16 protein-coding genes and 1 pseudogene are annotated in these 17,914 nt (G+C 64.7%); 12 read left to right on the forward strand and 5 right to left on the reverse strand.

The window, feature by feature from the left end; genetic code table 11:
* Window positions 1-11: 11 nt before the first annotated feature.
* A complete protein-coding gene (locus tag ACLEJW_RS15705; RefSeq protein ID WP_440777866.1) occupies window positions 12-899 on the reverse strand; it encodes an acyl-CoA dehydrogenase in 888 nt (295 codons plus the stop codon).
* A gap of 143 nt (window positions 900-1,042) precedes the next feature.
* On the opposite strand from ACLEJW_RS15705, the gene olsB reads away from it, so the two are divergent.
* Window positions 1,043-1,798: an L-ornithine N(alpha)-acyltransferase gene (gene olsB / locus ACLEJW_RS15710; RefSeq protein ID WP_145188175.1), complete on the forward strand. Its 756-nt coding sequence runs from the start codon at window positions 1,043-1,045 to the stop codon at window positions 1,796-1,798.
* Window positions 1,798-2,571, forward strand: a complete 774-nt coding sequence (locus ACLEJW_RS15715; protein ID WP_440777867.1) for a lysophospholipid acyltransferase family protein — start codon at window positions 1,798-1,800, stop codon at window positions 2,569-2,571. Before olsB ends, ACLEJW_RS15715 begins: the two co-directional genes overlap by 1 nt.
* A gap of 10 nt (window positions 2,572-2,581) precedes the next feature.
* On the opposite strand, the gene ACLEJW_RS15720 is transcribed toward ACLEJW_RS15715, so the two are convergent.
* The gene (locus ACLEJW_RS15720) at window positions 2,582-3,157 is read right to left on the reverse strand and encodes an ACP phosphodiesterase (RefSeq protein ID WP_313295021.1); all 576 of its coding nucleotides are present in this window, start codon (window positions 3,155-3,157) and stop codon (window positions 2,582-2,584) included.
* A 147-nt stretch (window positions 3,158-3,304) separates the two neighbouring features.
* Here ACLEJW_RS15720 and ACLEJW_RS15725 point away from each other — a divergent pair, with 147 nt between their 5' ends.
* Window positions 3,305-3,607 (forward strand): ArsR/SmtB family transcription factor, encoded by a 303-nt coding sequence (locus tag ACLEJW_RS15725; protein ID WP_145188184.1) that lies wholly within the window; start codon window positions 3,305-3,307, stop codon window positions 3,605-3,607.
* Between the two features lie 17 nt (window positions 3,608-3,624).
* Complete coding sequence (locus ACLEJW_RS15730) at window positions 3,625-4,674, forward strand: alkene reductase (RefSeq protein ID WP_440777868.1); 1,050 nt, start codon at window positions 3,625-3,627, stop codon at window positions 4,672-4,674.
* A 46-nt stretch (window positions 4,675-4,720) separates the two neighbouring features.
* Here ACLEJW_RS15730 and ACLEJW_RS15735 read toward each other — a convergent pair whose 3' ends face one another.
* From ACLEJW_RS15735 to ACLEJW_RS15745, 3 genes and pseudogenes are all read right to left on the reverse strand, one after another.
* A complete protein-coding gene (locus ACLEJW_RS15735; RefSeq protein WP_440777869.1) occupies window positions 4,721-5,542 on the reverse strand; it encodes an ATPase in 822 nt (273 codons plus the stop codon).
* 81 nt (window positions 5,543-5,623) lie between these two features.
* Entirely contained in the window at window positions 5,624-6,625 is a 1,002-nt protein-coding gene (locus tag ACLEJW_RS15740; protein ID WP_440777870.1) for an NAD-dependent epimerase/dehydratase family protein, read from the reverse strand.
* A 41-nt stretch (window positions 6,626-6,666) separates the two neighbouring features.
* A pseudogene (locus ACLEJW_RS15745) lies at window positions 6,667-7,561 on the reverse strand (LysR family transcriptional regulator ArgP); the annotation flags it as partial.
* Between the two features lie 90 nt (window positions 7,562-7,651).
* Between ACLEJW_RS15745 and ACLEJW_RS15750 the strand changes: the two are divergent.
* From ACLEJW_RS15750 to ACLEJW_RS15785, 8 genes are all read left to right on the forward strand, one after another.
* Window positions 7,652-8,251: a LysE/ArgO family amino acid transporter gene (locus tag ACLEJW_RS15750; RefSeq protein ID WP_440777871.1), complete on the forward strand. Its 600-nt coding sequence runs from the start codon at window positions 7,652-7,654 to the stop codon at window positions 8,249-8,251.
* Between the two features lie 183 nt (window positions 8,252-8,434).
* On the forward strand, window positions 8,435-9,031 hold the full coding sequence (locus ACLEJW_RS15755) for a superoxide dismutase (protein WP_313645940.1): 597 nt from the start codon (window positions 8,435-8,437) through the stop codon (window positions 9,029-9,031).
* A 250-nt stretch (window positions 9,032-9,281) separates the two neighbouring features.
* Window positions 9,282-11,333, forward strand: coding sequence for a putative bifunctional diguanylate cyclase/phosphodiesterase (locus ACLEJW_RS15760; RefSeq protein WP_313295025.1), 2,052 nt, complete (start codon window positions 9,282-9,284; stop codon window positions 11,331-11,333).
* Between the two features lie 155 nt (window positions 11,334-11,488).
* The gene (locus ACLEJW_RS15765) at window positions 11,489-12,826 is read left to right on the forward strand and encodes an imelysin family protein (protein ID WP_145188208.1); all 1,338 of its coding nucleotides are present in this window, start codon (window positions 11,489-11,491) and stop codon (window positions 12,824-12,826) included.
* Between the two features lie 163 nt (window positions 12,827-12,989).
* A complete protein-coding gene (locus tag ACLEJW_RS15770) occupies window positions 12,990-14,417 on the forward strand; it encodes a di-heme oxidoreductase family protein (RefSeq protein WP_440777872.1) in 1,428 nt (475 codons plus the stop codon).
* Between the two features lie 19 nt (window positions 14,418-14,436).
* Complete coding sequence (locus tag ACLEJW_RS15775; protein ID WP_145188213.1) at window positions 14,437-15,501, forward strand: imelysin family protein; 1,065 nt, start codon at window positions 14,437-14,439, stop codon at window positions 15,499-15,501.
* Between the two features lie 2 nt (window positions 15,502-15,503).
* Window positions 15,504-16,601 (forward strand): DUF1513 domain-containing protein, encoded by a 1,098-nt coding sequence (locus ACLEJW_RS15780; protein WP_440777873.1) that lies wholly within the window; start codon window positions 15,504-15,506, stop codon window positions 16,599-16,601.
* Between the two features lie 159 nt (window positions 16,602-16,760).
* A complete protein-coding gene (locus ACLEJW_RS15785) occupies window positions 16,761-17,906 on the forward strand; it encodes an efflux RND transporter periplasmic adaptor subunit (RefSeq protein WP_440777874.1) in 1,146 nt (381 codons plus the stop codon).
* Window positions 17,907-17,914 lie beyond the last annotated feature (8 nt).

Here is a 17,914-nt window from a genome sequence, read left to right on the forward strand (position 1 = left end):
CTCGGCAGGGTTCACGCCAAGCCGGCTGCCGACCAGGCCTTGGCCAGACGCGTTTCGCGCGCCGCGTTGGCCAGCGCCAGCACGCCCTGGTCGCGCTGCCACAGCTGCGCCCAGTGCGCAGGGCCTTGTTGCAGGGCCTGGTCGAGCGCCCCACGCAGTTCCTGAAATTGCGCAAACAGGCCGGCGAGCAACAGGTGGCAGCCTGCGCTGTCGGCGCTTTGTCGACTGCCTTCGGCACACCCAGCCAACAGCCCCAGCAGGCGCAGGCGCAGCGCCTGCGGCCATTGGCAGTGCTGGCCGACGCCATACAGCCATGCCGTCAGCGCGGCGAGCACGTAGAGGTCTTCCAGCGAGCGGAACGGTTTCACATAAGTGTCCCAGCCATCCCCGGCCAGCAGTTCGCAGGCGGCATCGTGCAGCTGCAAGCGGGCATGCCCGACCTCGGGCATCAGCGGCAAGGTCGGCAACGCTTCCAGGGTCACCCCCGGCTCGCCGGGGTACACCACTGCCAGTTGCAGCTGCGCCGGCTGCCCGGCGCCTTCGCTACGCGCGGCAACCAGCAGCCACTCGGCCTCAAGGCCCGCGGTGACGAAGTCCTTGCTGCCGCTCAGGCGCAACCCGGCAAGGCGGGTGTGCATATCGGCCGGTCGCACGCTGCGCCGCTCGGTGGCGCACAGCGCGCCCAGGCTATCGGGGGCGCTGGGCCAAAGCACGCGCAAGGCCGCCTGGTAGCCGATCAGAAACGCCAGGCCCGGCGTGGCCATGGCACGCCCACCCAGCACCGCCAGCTCGAACGGCGTCACCGCACCCAGGCGCTCGCGTTGGGCGGCGTAGATCTCGCCCAGGCTACCGGCCAGTGGCTGGCAAACAGGGTCGTTGATTCGTTGCAACCAGGCCATCGCGTGCTCCTTGAAGGGCTGTTGGGTGTGTCATGCAAGCATCACCAAACATTCACGGGCGTGACACTGCATCTACCTAGGCTGACTTTGCCCAACAAAGCCGACCGGCCGCAACCCTTCTTGGCTGGCTCATGGAGACGCGTATGACTCGGATCGCTCACGCTGGCGCCGCCAGCACTGCACGCCGCCTGCAAGCCGAACGCCTGGTGGGCGCCGCGCCGCTGCAGGAGGCCCAGGCCTTGCGCTACCAGGTGTTCAGCGCAGAATTCAAGGCCAAGCTCAAAGGCGCCGAGCAGGGCCTGGACAGCGATGAGTTCGACGCCCACTGCCGGCACATCGGCGTGCGCGACCTGGCCACCGGCCAACTGGTCGCCACCACCCGCCTGCTCGACCATCGGGCTGCCAGCAGCCTGGGGCGCTTCTACAGCGAAGAGGAATTCAGCCTGCACGGTCTGTTGCAACTGCAAGGGCCGATCCTCGAGCTGGGCCGCACCTGCGTAGCGCCTGACTATCGCAACGGTGGCACCATCGCCGTGCTCTGGGGCGAACTGGCCGAGGTGCTCAATGAAGGCGGCTACAGCTACCTGATGGGCTGCGCCAGCATCCCCATGCAAGACGGTGGTATCCAAGCCCACGCGATCATGCAGCGCCTGCGCGAGCGCTACCTGTGCAACCAGCACCTGCGCGCCGTGCCCAAGCACCCGCTCCCCAGCCTGGACCTGCCCGGCAACGTCATCGCCGAGCTGCCGCCCCTGCTCAAGGCCTACATGCGCCTGGGCGCAAAGATCTGCGGCGAACCGTGCTGGGACCCAGACTTCCAGGTCGCCGACGTGTTCATCCTGCTCAAGCGTGCCGACCTCTGCCCACGTTATGCCCGTCACTTCAAGGCTGCGGTGTGATGGCGCAGTTGCGGGTGCTTGCCCGGCTGGCCAGGCTGTCGATGGTGCTGCTGTTGGGGCTGGGCATGGCCAGCCTCATCGCCGTCGGCGAACGCCTTAGCTGCGCGGCGTCGCTTGCGCTGCGCCAGCGCTGGGCCTGCTGGTTCATGCAGCGGCTGGCCGCCGCGTTACCGTTCGAGGTGCGGGTGCTCGGCGAACTGCCGCGCCAGCCGATGTTGTGGGTCAGCAATCACGTGTCGTGGACCGACATCCCGCTGCTCGGCATGTTGCTGCCGTTGTCATTCCTGTCCAAGGCCGAGGTGCGCCAGTGGCCAGTGGCCGGCTGGCTGGCACAGAAGGCCGGCACGCTGTTCATCCGCCGCGGCGGTGGCGATGCTCAGCGCCTGCGCGAGCAGATCGCCGGACAACTGAGCGAGGCTCGGCCGTTGCTGATTTTCCCCGAGGGCACCACCACGGACGGCCGGCAAGTGCGCACCTTTCACGGCCGGCTGCTGGCCGGCGCCATCGATCGCGGTGTAGCGGTGCAGCCGGTGGCCATCGAGTATCTGCGCGATGATGGGCCAGATCCATTGGCGCCCTTCATCGGCGACGATGACCTGGTCTCGCACCTGCTGCGCTTGTTCGCGCAGCCCAAGGCCCAGGTATGCATCCATCTGTTGACGCCGATTGCCAGCGCTGGCCTGGAACGGGCGGCGTTGGCCCATCAGGCGCAGCAGGCGATTCATGGGGCATTGTTCGGGGTCGCAGAGAGCCTGCGGGTGCAGGCTGCATGAGGCTCAGCCCTCAGCCACGCGCGGCGCTGGCGAACGCCTGCAACTGCGGGTAGAACGCGCGGAAATCTGCCAACAGCGGCTCATACAAGTGCTCGAGCTCGGTCATTACGCCGGTCAGCCCCTGCGGGCGCGACAGGCGCCGGGCGATACCGTTGAACACCTGTTCCAGCGTGGCGAAGTCGCCATAGGCGCCCAACCAGTCATCGGCCGCCATGAACGGCGCGATCCGCGCGAGCCGGCCCGGCAGCTGCGGCTCGGCCAGCAGGACGCGGTAGAAGCCTGAGGTGAATTGTGCCAGCGGCTGCTCGGCGTAATCGCACCAATGCCGCGCCAGGCAGTGGTCGAAGAACACGTCCAGGACGATGCCGGCGAAGCGCCGACGCTGCTGCGGAAAACGTCCCAACGCCTGCATCACCAGTGGGTGCTGATCGGTATAGCTGTCAATGCGCCGATGCAGGCGAATCGCCGCCTCGAGCGCGGGAGGAAAACGCCCTTCCAGGGCGCCTTTGACGAAGTCGCCATACAAGCTGCCGAGCATCTGTTGCGGCGCCGGGCCACCCAGGTGCAAATGTGCGAGGTAGTTCATCGGCGCAGTCTAGCATTGCCGCGCGGTATATCGTCATGGGCCGATATACCGATTGGCGCTGGACACCGAACCTTTTCATATTTGTATATCGCGAAATACCGATGTACGGTTCGTTCTATCACGATATGCGCCCCTGCGAGCCTCCCCATGCCACCGGATCTGGACGACATCATCAAAGCACTGGCCCATCCGCTTCGGCGCGAAATTCTCGCTTGGCTCAAGGACCCTGCGACGCAATTTCCCGATCAGTACCACAGCACCGACAACGGTGTCTGCGCCGGGCAGATCGACCAGCGTTGCGGGCTGTCCCAATCCACGGTCTCGGCCCATCTGGCCACCTTGCAGCGGGCCGGCCTGATCAGCAGCCAGAAGGTCGGCCAATGGCACTTCTTCAAACGTAACGAAGCCACTATCGAGGCATTCCTCGACCAACTGCGCCAAGCGCTTTGACCAGGCAGGTAACCGACATGACCACACTGTTCGACCCCATCACCCTGGGCGATGTACGACTGCCCAACCGCATCATCATGGCCCCGCTGACCCGCTGCCGCGCCGACGAGGGCCGGGTGCCCAATGCGCTGATGGCCGAGTACTACGTACAACGCGCCAGTGCCGGGCTGATTCTCAGCGAAGCGACTTCGGTGACGCCCATGGGCGTCGGCTACCCCGATACCCCCGGCATCTGGAACGACGAGCAGGTGCGTGGCTGGACCAATGTGACCAAGGCGGTGCACGCCGCCGGTGGGCGGATTTTCCTGCAGCTGTGGCACGTGGGCCGCATCTCCCACCCCAGCTACCTCAACGGCGAGCTGCCCGTGGCGCCGAGCGCGATCAAGGCCCAGGGCCATGTCAGCCTGGTGCGTCCGCTGAGCGACTACCCGACCCCGCGCGCCCTTGAAACCGAGGAAATCGCCGATATCGTCGAGGCGTACCGCAGCGCAGCCGAGAACGCCAAGGCCGCAGGTTTCGACGGCGTCGAGATTCACGGCGCCAATGGCTACCTGCTCGACCAGTTCCTGCAAAGCAGCACCAACCAGCGCAGCGACCGCTACGGCGGGTCGCTGGAAAACCGCGCACGTCTGCTGCTGGAGGTCACCGACGCGGCCATCGAAGTGTGGGGCGCGGGCCGTGTGGGCGTGCACCTGGCACCGCGCGCCGATGCCCACGACATGGGTGATGAGCACCGCAGCGAAACCTTCACCTATGTGGCCGGCGAACTGGGTAAACGCGCGATCGCGTTCATCTGCTCACGGGAGAAAGAAGCCGACGACAGCATCGGCCCGCTGATCAAGCAAGCCTTCGGCGGCCCATACATCGTCAACGAGCGCTTCGACAAGGCCAGCGCCAACGCCGCACTGGCTGCAGGCAAGGCCGATGCCGTGGCCTTCGGCGTGCCGTTCATCGCCAACCCAGACCTGCCTGCGCGGCTGGCCGCCGACGCGCCGCTGAACCAGGCGCACCCGGAAACCTTCTATGGCAAGGGGCCGGTGGGCTACATCGACTACCCACGCCTGTAATCGCCGGCGTCGCTGGCCGCTTAGGCCAGCGGACGCCCGCTCGCGCTCAAGGCCGCGCGTTGATTTGCTGCTGCAGGTTCTGGATCTGACTCTGCAGGGTCGTCAGGCTGCGCGTGGTCTGCCCGCGAAACGCATCGAATTCCTGCACCGTGGCGCCACTGGCGGCGGTGCTACGGGTTTCCAGCTGGCTCTTGAGCACCAGCACATCCTGTTCCAGGCTGTCGACCGCGGCCTTGAGGTTGCCCTGCTTCTTCAATGCCGCTATCTCATCGTTGACGCTCTTGAACTGGCCATCGAGCTTGCTGCCATCCACCTGAGCCGCTTTCAATGCCGCCAGTTGCTCGTTCACCGCTTTGAGTTGCGTCTGTAACTGCGCTTGCAACTCGGCGACCGCCTGCTGCCGGGCCTGGGCATCGGCCAGCACCTGCTCCAAGCGCTTGCCCAGGTCACCCGTCTGACCCGCCACGCCTTGCTGCTGCTTGTCCTGCTCGGCCAAGCTGGCCTGCAGTTGCTTGATCTGCAGCTTGAGCGCCTCGCTGCCGGTGGTGTTGGATGTCTCGCTGGCGGCGACCTTGCCGCTGATCGCCTGCAACCGCCCGGCGGCCTCTTCGCTGATGCGGGCGAAGCTTTCCTGAGTGGCCACCAACTGCTGCTCCATCAGCGAAATCTGTTGGAAACTCCACCAGCCCAAGCCTGCCAAGGCAATGAACGCCGCCCCGAGCAATGCCCATAGCGCCCCTGTGCTGGCAGGCTTGGCGGCCCGTTGGCGGCTGCGCGACACCCGCGCGGGCAGCAGTTCGTCGTCATCGGGGGTACCCGCTCGCAAGGTGGGCACATCGTCGAATTCGTCGTGGACATCGTTACGCATAAGTGGCTTCAACCGCAGTAATAGCAAAGAGGCATGAGTATAAACCGCTGGGGCGGCGCGCTGATGACCATGATGGGCCGATCAGGTTCCCTGGCCCGGCGGCTGGTGCTTCCACCAGGCGCAGAATTCATCCAGGGCACTCCACAGGCTGACCTTCGGCTGATAATCCAGGTAATGCCGAGCCCGGCTGATATCCAGGGTGAAGTCGCGGCTCATCACCTGCATGCCCAAGCGCGAGAGCGTCGGTTGTGGACGACCCGGCCAGAGCAGGCAAGCGGCTTCGTTGAGTGCGGCCAGGCTGTAGGCCAGTGGGTACGAGCGGTAGCGGGTCACCTGCGGCAGTTGCATCTGGCGCATGACGTAGTTGACCACGTCCCACAATGGCAACGGCTGACCATTGCTGATGTTGTAGGCCTGACCCAAGGCGCGTTCATCGGCGAACAACGCGCTCAGTAATGCGTCATTGAGGTTGTGCACGCTGGTGAAGTCAACCTTGTTCAGGCCGTTGCCGATGATTGCCACGCGGCCTTTGCGCTGCATCTGCATCAACCGCGGGAAAATGCTCGCATCGCCCGCGCCGGTGACGAAACGCGGGCGCAGGGCGAGCACCTCGAGGCCAAACTCCTGGGCGCCGAAGACCTTCTGCTCGGCGATATGCTTGGTATGCCCGTAGTGGTCGTGAAAGCGGCGTGGCACCTGGTCTTCGCGGATGTCCAGGCGCGAGCGGCCGTTGAAATAGATCGACGGCGACGACAGGTGCACCAGGCGCCGCACATGCTCTTTCAGGCAGCCCTCGACAACGTTCTCAGTGACCACCACATTGCCCTGGTAAAAGTCCTGATAACGCCCCCAGCTACCCACCGCGCCTGCGCAGTGCACCACTGCCTCGACCCCTTGGCACAGGCGGCGAGCCAGTTCCGGATCGCCGAGGTCACCCGGAATGAACTGCGCGCCGCGCTTGACCAGATGCTCGATGCCTTCGGCGCGTCGGCCGCTGACCCGTACTGCCAGGCCCTGCTCCAGCGCAAAGCGGGCAAAGCGCCCGCCGATGAAGCCGCTCGCGCCCGTGACCAGAATTTGCATGTAAGACTCCGCCAAGATTTCAGAAGCAATAGACGCCATCTACCGCTACAACGGCACCAACCAGTGCCGTGCCGTGCGCCGCAAGTGCTCGGTCAGTTGCGCGAGCAATTGCCCGCCATTGCGCCAATGATGCCAGTACAACGGCACGTCGATGGGCGTATCGCTGCAGATTTCCACCAGCAAGCCGCTGGCCATTTGCTCGCGCGCCTGCAATTCAGGCACCAGCCCCCAGCCGAGTCCGGCCTCGGTCATGCGCAAAAAGCCTTCGGAGGACGGGCACAGGTGATGCACGAAACCCTCCTCGATGCCCAGCGACGCCAGGTAACGGTGCTGCAGAAAGTCATCCGGGCCGTAGACGATGGCCGGCATGCGCGCCAGGCGCCGAGCTTCGAAGCCTGTCGGGAAACAGCGCGCCATGAACAGCGGGCTTGCCAGTGCCCGATAGCGCATGGCGCCCAGGGGCAGGCTGCGCGCACCGGCCACAGGGCGCTCGCTGCCGCACAGGCAGGCGGCCACTTCGCCTGCACGCATGCGCTTGAGCCCGACCTCCTGGTCTTCGACCACCAGATCGGTGAGCAGCCGCTGTTCGGCGCAGAAGTCCCCAACCGCTGCCGCCCACCAGGTCGCCAAGCTGTCGGCGTTGAGGGCGATGCGCAGGCGTTCAGGCATGCCCTCTTCATCCAGTGCCGGCACCTGGCGTTGCAGATCCCGTTCGAGCAGGCGCACCTGCTGCACATGGTTGAGCAACTGCCGCCCCACCTCGGTGGGACTCGGCGGTGTGGCACGTACCAGTACCGGTTGGCCAACGCGAGCTTCGAGCAGTTTGATGCGCTGGGAAATGGCCGATTGCGACAAACCCAGCACCTGCGCGGCGCGCTCGAAGCCGCCCTGTTCGATCACCGCCGCAAGGGCAGCGAGCAACTTGTAGTCGAACATCGATTTTCCTAATGCCGGATCAGGTTTATTTGTTTTTCTTATACAAGTTCGGGCTGCACACTGGCCAGCATCTTTTCCGGAGTGAATGCCATGTGGCAAAGCTATCTCAACGGCATGCTTGTGGCCCTTGGCCTGATCATGGCCATCGGTGCCCAGAATGCCTTCGTGCTCGCGCAGAGCCTGCGTCGCGAGCACCACTTGCAGGTGGCCGCAGTGTGCATCGTGTGCGATGCGCTGCTGGTGGCAGCGGGTGTGTTCGGCCTGGCCACGGTCCTGGCGCACAGCCCGACGCTGCTGGCCATCGCGCGCTGGGGCGGTGCGGCGTTCCTGATCTGGTACGGCGCCAGGGCGCTGCGCAGTGCCTACTCCAAGCAAAGCCTGCAGCATCAACAGGGCCAGGGCACGCGCTCGCGCCGGGCAGTGCTGCTGAGCGCCTTGGCCGTCACCCTGCTCAACCCGCATGTGTACCTCGACACCGTACTGCTGATCGGCTCGCTGGGCGCGCAACAGACAGCCCCTGGCGCCTACGTGGCAGGCGCCGCCAGTGCGTCGCTGCTGTGGTTCTCGACGCTGGCGCTCGGCGCCGCCTGGTTGGCGCCGTGGCTGGCTCGCCCGGCGACCTGGCGGCTGCTCGACCTGATGGTCGCGGTGATGATGTTCGCTGTCGCTGCCCAGCTCATCCTCTCTTGAGCTGGAAGCTGCAAGCTTGGGCCTGACGCTCTATTCCCTATGTTTGTTGCGTGGTTATGCGCAGGACCCAGTGCTATGATCCAAGGCTTGCGTCGCAAAGAGTACAAACTCGCCGACGTACCTTGGGCCGCCCGTGATCGGCCTTGCGCAAACCGCAGACAGACCTGAATCAGGAGATCTACCATGGCTTTTGAATTGCCGCCGCTGCCTTACGCCCACGATGCCCTGCAGCCGCACATCTCCAAGGAAACCCTGGAGTATCACCACGACAAGCACCACAACACCTACGTCGTGAACCTGAACAACCTGGTCCCAGGCACCGAATTCGAAGGCAAGACCCTGGAAGAGATCGTCAAGAGCTCTTCGGGCGGTATCTTCAACAACGCCGCTCAAGTCTGGAACCACACCTTCTACTGGAACTGCCTGTCGCCAAACGGCGGCGGTCAGCCGACTGGCGCGCTGGCCGACGCCATCAATGCCGCTTTCGGTTCCTTCGACAAGTTCAAGGAAGAGTTCACCAAGACGTCGGTCGGCACCTTCGGTTCCGGCTGGGGCTGGCTGGTGAAGAAAGCCGACGGTTCCCTGGCCCTGGCCAGCACCATCGGTGCCGGCAACCCGCTGACCAGCGGCGACACCCCGCTGCTGACCTGCGACGTCTGGGAGCACGCCTACTACATCGACTACCGCAACCTGCGTCCGAAGTACGTCGAGGCGTTCTGGAACCTGGTCAACTGGACCTTCGTTGCCGAACAGTTCGAAGGCCAGACCTTCAAGGCCTGAACCCTGCAGACCTGAACGAAAAACCCGGCCCTCGCGCCGGGTTTTTTCATGCCTGCCACTGCCGCCGGCAGTGGGCACGGTTTTGCTTGCTCAGCGCGCAGAGCGCGCTAACATCAATCCTCTGGAAGTTTGATACCGCGCACTCAAGTTGCAGGGTCGGGCGACCGATACACTGGCCAAGGTCGGCCAATAGTGTATTGCCAACGTTAATGGCAAAATGCTGCCATGCGCATGGATTAAGGAAACCCCATTGAAGCTGGAATTGCGGAACAGCTTATCGATCAAGTTGCTCAGGGTCGTGCTTCTTTCGGCGCTGGCGGTCGGCGTCGTCCTCAGTTGCGCGCAGATCGTCTATGACACGCACAAGACCCGCCAGGCCATCGATAACGACGCCCAACGCATCCTCGACATGTTCCGCGACCCTTCCACTCAGGCGGTCTACAGCCTCGACCGCGAGATGGGCATGCAGGTGATGGAAGGCCTGTTCCAGGACGGTTCGGTGCGCATGGCCTCGATCGGCCACCCCAACGAAACCATGCTCGCGGAAAAGTCGCGCCCGCTGCGCGATATGTCGATGCGCTGGTTGACCGACCTGCTGCTGGGCCAGGAGCGCACCTACACCACCCAGCTGGTCGGCCGTGGGCCGTACAGCGAGTACTACGGCGACCTCAGCATCACCCTCGACACCGCCGCCTACGGCGAAGGTTTCCTGATCAACGCGGTGATCATCTTCATTTCCGGCGTGCTGCGGGCGCTGGCCATGGGCCTGGTGTTGTACCTGGTGTATCACTGGCTGCTGACCAAGCCGCTGTCGAAGATCATCGAACACCTCACCCAGATCAACCCCGACCGCCCCAGCCAGCATCAGATTCCGCTGCTCAAAGGCCATGAGAAAAACGAGTTGGGCCTGTGGGTCAATACCGCCAACCAGCTGCTGGCCTCGATCGAGCGCAATACGCACCTGCGCCATGAAGCCGAGAACAGCTTGCAACGCATGGCCCAGTACGATTTCCTGACGGGGCTGCCCAACCGTCAGCAACTGCAGCAGCAGCTCGACAAGATTCTCGCCGACGCCGGACGCCTGCAGCATCGCGTCGCGGTGCTCTGCGTCGGCCTGGATGATTTCAAGGGGATCAACGAGCAGTTCAGCTATCAGGCCGGCGACCAGTTGCTGCTGGCCTTGGCCGACCGTCTGCGCGCCCACAGTGGTCGCCTCGGCGCCCTGGCGCGTCTGGGCGGCGACCAGTTCGCCCTGGTTCAAGCCAACATCCAGCAGCCCTACGAGGCCGCGGAGCTGGCCCAAAGCATTCTCGACGACCTGGAAATGCCCTTCGGCATGGAGCATCAGCAGATCCGCCTGCGTGCCACCATCGGCATCACGCTGTTCCCGGAGGACGGCGACAGCACCGAGAAACTGCTGCAAAAGGCCGAGCAGACCATGACCCTGGCCAAGGCTCGCTCACGCAACCGCTACCAGTTCTACATCGCCAGCGTCGACAGCGAAATGCGCCGGCGCCGCGAGTTGGAAAAAGACCTGCGCGAAGCCCTGCCGCGCAATCAGTTGTACCTGGTCTATCAACCGCAGATCAGCTACCGCGACCATCGCGTGGTCGGTGTCGAGGCGCTGCTGCGCTGGCAGCATCCGCAACTGGGCATGGTACCGCCAGATCAGTTCATCCCCCTGGCCGAGCAGAACGGCAGCATCATCGGCATCGGCGAATGGGTGCTCGACCAGGCCTGCCGACAGCTGCGCGAATGGCACGACATGGGCTTCGGCGAGCTGCGCATGGCGGTCAACCTGTCCACCGTGCAGCTGCACCACAACGAGCTGCCGCGGGTGGTCAACAACCTGCTGCAGGCCTACCGCCTGCCACCGCGCAGCCTGGAGCTCGAGGTCACCGAGACCGGCCTGATGGAAGACATCAGCACCGCTGCGCAGCACTTGCTCAGCCTGCGCCGCTCGGGGGCGATGATCGCCATCGACGACTTCGGCACCGGCTACTCGTCGCTCAGCTACCTCAAATCCTTGCCACTGGACAAGATCAAGATCGACAAGAGCTTCGTCCAGGACCTGCTCGATGACGACGACGATGCCACCATCGTTCGCGCCATCATCCAGCTGGGCAAGAGCCTGGGCATGCAAGTCATCGCCGAAGGGGTGGAAACCGCCGAGCAGGAAGCCTACATCATCGCCCAGGGCTGCCACGAAGGTCAGGGTTATCACTACAGCAAACCACTGCCTGCGCGCGAGCTGACCAGTTTCCTCAAGCAGGCCCAGCGCAATCACGCATCGGCCCTGTAACGCTGGCGCGATTACAGGCCGTGACGCGCATTTACACGATTTGCGACCCCGCCCCTTTACAGCAAATGCAAATCTTTCGCATGATGTTGCCGATTCGCGTGCCAAGACGCGCGGCGCAAACCCTCGGTCCAACCACACGACGCAGGAAACCCACAATGATTCGAATGCCTCTGGCCTCCGCCAGTCTGCTGGCCATTGCCATCGCTCTCGCCGGGTGTGGCGAAAGCAAGGATGACAAGGCGGCCGCGCCGCAAGCTCAGGCACCTGCCGCTGCCAGCGCCCCTGCCGCGGCATCCGGGGCAGTCGACGAAGCAGCCGGCAAAGCCGTGGTCAAGCATTACGCCGACATGGTGCATGCCGTCTACAGCGACTCGCTGAGCACCGCCAAGACCCTGCAGAGCGCCATCGACGCATTCCTGGCCAAGCCCGACGAGCAGACCCTGAAGGCCGCCAAAGAGGCCTGGGCAGCGGCACGCGTGCCCTACCTGCAGAGCGAGGCGTTCCGCTTCGGCAACACCATCATCGACGATTGGGAAGGTCAGGTGAATGCCTGGCCTCTCGACGAAGGCCTGATCGACTATGTCGACTCGAGCTATGAGCACGCCTTGGGCAACCCGGCAGCCAGCGCCAACATCATCGCCAACACCGAGATCCAGGTCGGCGAAGAGAAAATCGACGTCAAGGACATCACCCCTGAGAAGCTGGGCAGCCTGAACGAGCTGGCAGGTTCCGAGGCCAACGTCGCCACGGGCTATCACGCCATCGAATTCCTCCTGTGGGGCCAGGACCTCAACGGTACCGGTCCAGGCGCCGGCAACCGCCCGGCGTCCGACTACCTGGAAGGCGAAGGTGCCACTGGCGGTCACAACGACCGTCGCCGGGCTTACCTCAAGGCGGTCACCCAGCTGCTGGTGCAGGATCTGGAAGAGATGGTCGGCAACTGGGCGCCCAACGTCGCCGACAACTACCGCGCCACCCTGGAGGCCGAGCCGGTCACCGACGGCCTGCGCAAGATGCTGTTCGGCATGGGCAGCCTGTCGCTGGGCGAACTGGCCGGTGAGCGCATGAAGGTTTCCCTGGAAGCCAACTCCCCGGAAGACGAGCAAGACTGCTTCAGCGACAACACCCACTACTCGCACTTCTACGACGCCAAGGGCATTCGCAACGTCTACCTGGGCGAGTACACCCGCGTCGACGGTTCCAAGATGACCGGCCCGAGCCTGTCCTCGCTGGTCGCCAAGGTCGATCCAGCGACCGATGCCACGCTCAAGGCCGACCTGGAAGCCACCGAGGCAAAGATCCAGGTCATGGTTGACCGCGCGCAGAACGGCGAGCACTACGATCAGCTGATCGCTGCCGACAACGCCGCCGGCAACCAGGTGGTGCGCGACGCCATCGCCTCGCTGGTCAAGCAGACCGGCGCGATCGAGCAGGCGGCTGGCAAGCTGGGTATCGCCAACCTGAACCCGGACACCGCGGATCACGATTTCTGATCCGCCCACCGGCGAGTGAGCAGAGGCGACCTTAGGGTCGCCTTTTTCATGGGCGCACCACTGGGGCAGATTTCATCCGGGTAATTGCAAATTGCTCTTATTCAAATTCCAGCACTTTGCTAAGCTTGCACGCCGGTTTTTTCGTCCACGCCCAGGATTTTGCATGTCCTCGTCGCTGTCCCGATCCCTTCTTGCGCTGCTGGCCCTCGCCCTCGCCGCCTGTGACGACGCCCCGCGTTTCACCCAGGCCGAGCCTGGCGAAGCGCTGTCCGGTGGCCAGGCAACGGTCGTGCGCAGTGATCGCAAGGCGTTTTCCTTGCCGTCGGCCAACCTTTCGCCCGAGCGCCGTCTGGATTTTGCCGTGGGCAACAGTTTCTTTCGCAGTCCCTGGGTGATCGCACCCTCGACCACCACTGCGCGCGATGGCCTCGGCCCGCTGTTCAACACCAATGCGTGTCAAAACTGCCACGTGCGCGATGGCCGCGGCCATCCGCCGGAACCAGGCGCCAGCAATGCCGTGGGCATGCTCGTGCGCCTGTCGATCCCCGACCAGCCGTATCTGGCCAAGGTGATCGAGCGCCTGGGCGTGGTGCCCGAGCCAGTCTACGGCACCCAGTTGCAGGACATGGCGGTGCCCGGCGTGACGCCCGAGGGCAAGGTGCGGGTCAGCTACACGCCCCTGTGGGTGAGCTTCGCCGATGGGCACCAGGTCGAGTTGCGACGCCCGAGCTTGCAGATCAGCCAGCTTGGCTACGGTGCCATGCACCCCGATACGCGATTTTCCGCCCGCGTGGCGCCGCCGATGATCGGCCTGGGCTTGCTCGAAGCCATACCTGAAGCCGCCCTGCTGGCCAACGAGGACCCGGACGACCGCAACCGCGACGGTATCCGCGGGCGTGCCAACCGCGTGTGGGACGACGCCCTGGGCAAGACCGTGATTGGCCGCTTCGGCTGGAAGGCCGGGCAGCCCAACGTCAACCAGCAGAACGTGCACGCGTTCAACGGTGACATGGGCCTGACCACCACCTTGCAACCCAAGGACGACTGCACCGCCGCGCAGACCGCCTGCCTGGCAGCGCCCAATGGCGACGGCGACGGCGATGAAAAAGAAGTCAGCGACAATATCCTGCGTCTGGTCACCTTCTATGCGCGCAACGTTGCCGTCCCAGCTCGGCGCGAGGTGAACGCACCGCAGGTGCTGGCCGGCAAGAACCTGTTCTTCCAGGCCGGCTGCCAGGGCTGCCACACCCCGCAGTTCACCACCGCCGCCGATGCGCCCGAGCCGGAGCTGGCCAATCAGCTCATCCGCCCCTACAGCGACTTGTTACTGCACGACATGGGCCCGGGCCTGGCCGATGAACGCACCGAATTCGCCGCCAATGGCCAGGACTGGCGCACCCCGCCGCTGTGGGGCATCGGCCTGACCGCAACGGTCAGCGGGCACACCCAGCTTCTGCATGACGGTCGCGCGCGCAACCTGCTCGAGGCCGTGCTCTGGCACGGCGGCGAGGCACAGCGGGCACGCGACCAAGTGCTTACCTTCAATGCCGAGCAGCGCGATGCGTTGCTGGCGTTCCTCAATTCACTTTAATACGCGCAAGGAGCCGGGCATGTTCCGACCTAAACTGTTGTTCACCAGCCTCGCCGCACTCGCCCTGGGCGCCTGCTCGCCGCAAGACCCGCAGGCGGTGACCTCCGCCGCAATCGCCAAGCAGGTGATCCTGCCCACCTACAGCCGCTGGGTCGAAGCCGACCGCCAGCTGGCAGCCAGCGCCCTGGCGTACTGCGAGGGCAAGCAGAGCCTGGAAACCGCGCGCGCCGACTACCTCAACGCGCAAAAGGCGTGGGCTGAGCTGCAGCCCCTGCTGGTTGGCCCGCTGGCCGAAGGCAACCGCGCCTGGCAGGTGCAGTTCTGGCCTGACAAGAAAAACCTGGTAGGCCGTCAGGTCGAGCAACTGGTCAACGGCGACAAGCCGGTCGATGCCGCTACCCTGAGCAAGTCCAGCGTCGTGGTCCGCGGCCTGTCGGCCTACGAGTACATTCTCTTCGACAGCAAGCCGGACATCGCCACGGCTGAACAGAAGGCCCGCTACTGCCCTCTGCTGGTGGCCATCGGCGAGCATCAGAAAACCCTTGCCGAGGAGATCCTCAAGGGCTGGAACAGCACCGACGGCATGCTCTCGCAGATGACCAAGTTCCCCAACCAGCGCTATGCCGACTCCCATGAGGCCATCGCCGACTTGCTGCGCTCCCAGGTCACTGCCCTGGATACCCTGAAGAAGAAACTCGGCGCGCCGATGGGCCGGCAGAGCAAAGGCATCGCTCAACCGCTGCAAGCCGAAGCCTGGCGCAGCCACGCCTCGCTCAAGAGCCTGGAGGCGACCCTCAAGGCGGCCCAGGCGGTGTGGGTCGGGGTCGACAACCAGGGTCTGCGTGGCCTGTTGCCCAGCGATCAGAAAGCGCTGGCGCAGAAGATCGACGACGCCTACGCTACCTCGCTCAAGCTGCTGGCCGACAACCACAAGACCCTCGGTGAGCTGCTGGCCGACGATGCCGGGCAGCAGACCCTCAACCAGCTTTACGACAGCCTCAACGTCGTCCACCGCCTGCACGAAGGCGAGCTGGCCAAGGCGTTGAACATCCAGCTGGGCTTCAATGCCAACGACGGTGACTGATCATGCTGCGACGCCAGGCCCTCAAACTCGGTAGCGTGTTGCTCAGCGCCCTGACCCTGGGCGGCTGGAGCCTGCTGCGCAACAAAGGCAGCGAACCGCTGCTGCTGTCGGCGCGTGACGACGGTGATGGCAAGCACTACGCGGTCGGCTTTCGCCTGGACGGCACCCAGGTGTTCAGCACCGAGGTCGGCCAGCGTTGCCACGCCATCATCGATCACCCGCAGCTGCCGATCGCCCTGTTCGTCGCCCGTCGCCCTGGTACCGAAAGCTACCTGATCGACGTGCGCGACGGGCGCCTGTTGCAGACGCTCGCCTCACAGCCCAATCGCCACTTCTATGGCCATGCGGTCATCCATAACAGTGGCCAGTGGCTATATGCCACCGAGAACGACACCACCGACCCAGGTCGCGGCGTGCTGGGCGTGTACCGCTTCGAGGATGAGCGGCTGGTGCACAGCGGCGAGCTGCCAACCCACGGTATCGGCCCGCACGAAGTGGCCTGGCTGCCCGATGGCGAAACCTTGATCGTGGCCAACGGCGGTATTCGTACCGAGGCCGAAAGCCGGGTCGAGATGAACCTCGATGCCATGCAGCCGAGCCTGGTACTGATGAAGCGCGACGGCACCCTGCTGAGCCAGGAAACCCTGGCCCAGCAGATGAACAGCATCCGGCACCTGGCCGTGGGCAGCGATGGCACCATCGCCGCCTGCCAGCAGTTCATGGGCGATGCCGACGAAACCGCGCAACTGCTGGCGATCAAGCGCCCTGGCGAGGCCTTGCAGGCCTTCCCGGTACCCGAGCGGCAGTTGCAGTCCATGGCGCAGTACACCGCCAGTGTCGCCATCCACAGCGAGCTGCGCCTGGTGGCGCTGACCGCGCCGCGGGCCAATCGCCTGTTCATCTGGGACCTGGACAGCGGCGCGGTCAGGCTCGACGCACCGATGCCCGACTGTGCCGGGGTTGGCGCAGTGCAGGACGGTTTCGTCGTGACCTCCGGTCAGGGGCGTTGCCGCTTCTACGATTGTCGCAAGGCCGAGCTGGTCGGCCAGCCGATGCAGCTGCCCTCAGGCTTTTGGGACAACCACCTGCACCTGGCCTGAGGCACTGCCCTTGAGCGAAGAGCACTTGCGCTGCCTGGGCCAGCGCAATTGCTCCGACGTGCGGCGAAAAACAGACGATACTTGATGCATCCGCACATGGGCAGGATCGCCCGCTGTCGTGCCCCGCCCATTACCGCTCGTCGCCAAGGAATCGGACCTATGCGCCGCCGCATGCTCATCATGTTGGCAGTGGTTGTGCTAATCGTGCTGGCATTGGGAGGCTACAAGGCCTTCTCGATCTATCGGCAGATCCAGGTGTTCACCGCGCCGAGGCCGCCTGTCACCGTGGCGCTGGCGCCGGCCGAGCAACGCCAGTGGCAGCAGCGCCTGCCCGCTGTGGGCAGCCTCAGGGCTGGGCAAGTGGTCGACCTGAGCCTGGAGGTGCAAGGCATCGTCAAGACGCTGTATTTCGATTCGGGGCAGCAGGTCAAGGCCGGCCAACCGCTGCTGCAGCTCAATGACGATCAGGAGAGCGCCCTGCTCGGTACCGCCCAAGCCGATCTCGGCCTGGCCAGAATCGACTTCGGCCGAGCCAGTCAGCTGGTAGGTGACGCCGCCATCTCGCGCGGCGAGTACGACCGCCTGAGTTCGCAGTACCGACGCAACCAGGCGGTGGTCGAACAGCTCAAGGCGCAGCAAACCAAGAAGCGCATCGCCGCGCCCTTCAGCGGCACGATCGGCATTCGCCAGGTCGATGTCGGTCAGTACCTGGCACCTGGCAGCGTGATCGCGACCTTGCAGGACACCTCCAGCCTGTACGTCGACTTCAATGTGCCCGAACAGGCATTACCGCGCCTGAGCCTGGGCCAGGTGGTGCAAGTCGAGGTCGCTGCCTACCCTGGGCAAACCTTCAACGCCAGCCTCAGCGCGATAAACCCCAAGGTCGACGAAAACACCCGCAACCTGCTGGTGCGCGCCACCCTGGCCAATCCTGACGGCAAGTTGCTACCGGGCATGTTCGCCAACCTGATGGTATTGCTGCCTGATCCACAACCCCAGGTGGTGGTGCCGGAAAGCGCCATCACCTACACCCTCTATGGCAACTCGGTATACGTCGCCACAGCGCGGCAGACACCCAACGGCGACCGACCACCCGACCAGCACGGCCAGCCACAACTGAGTGCCGAGCCGCGTACCGTACAGACCGGCGAGCGCCGCGATGGCGTGGTGGTGATCACCCAGGGCCTTGTCGCTGGCGAGCAGGTAGTCACCGCCGGCCAGTTGAAGTTGACTGCGGGTGCGGCCATTCGTGCCGGCCAGGCCCCTGCGCCAGAGCGCCAACCCGACGCTGCGCGCGGCGACTGAGCAGGAGG

It is taken from the genome of Pseudomonas sp. SMSB3, assembly GCF_052041965.1.
Taxonomy (GTDB): domain Bacteria; phylum Pseudomonadota; class Gammaproteobacteria; order Pseudomonadales; family Pseudomonadaceae; genus Aquipseudomonas.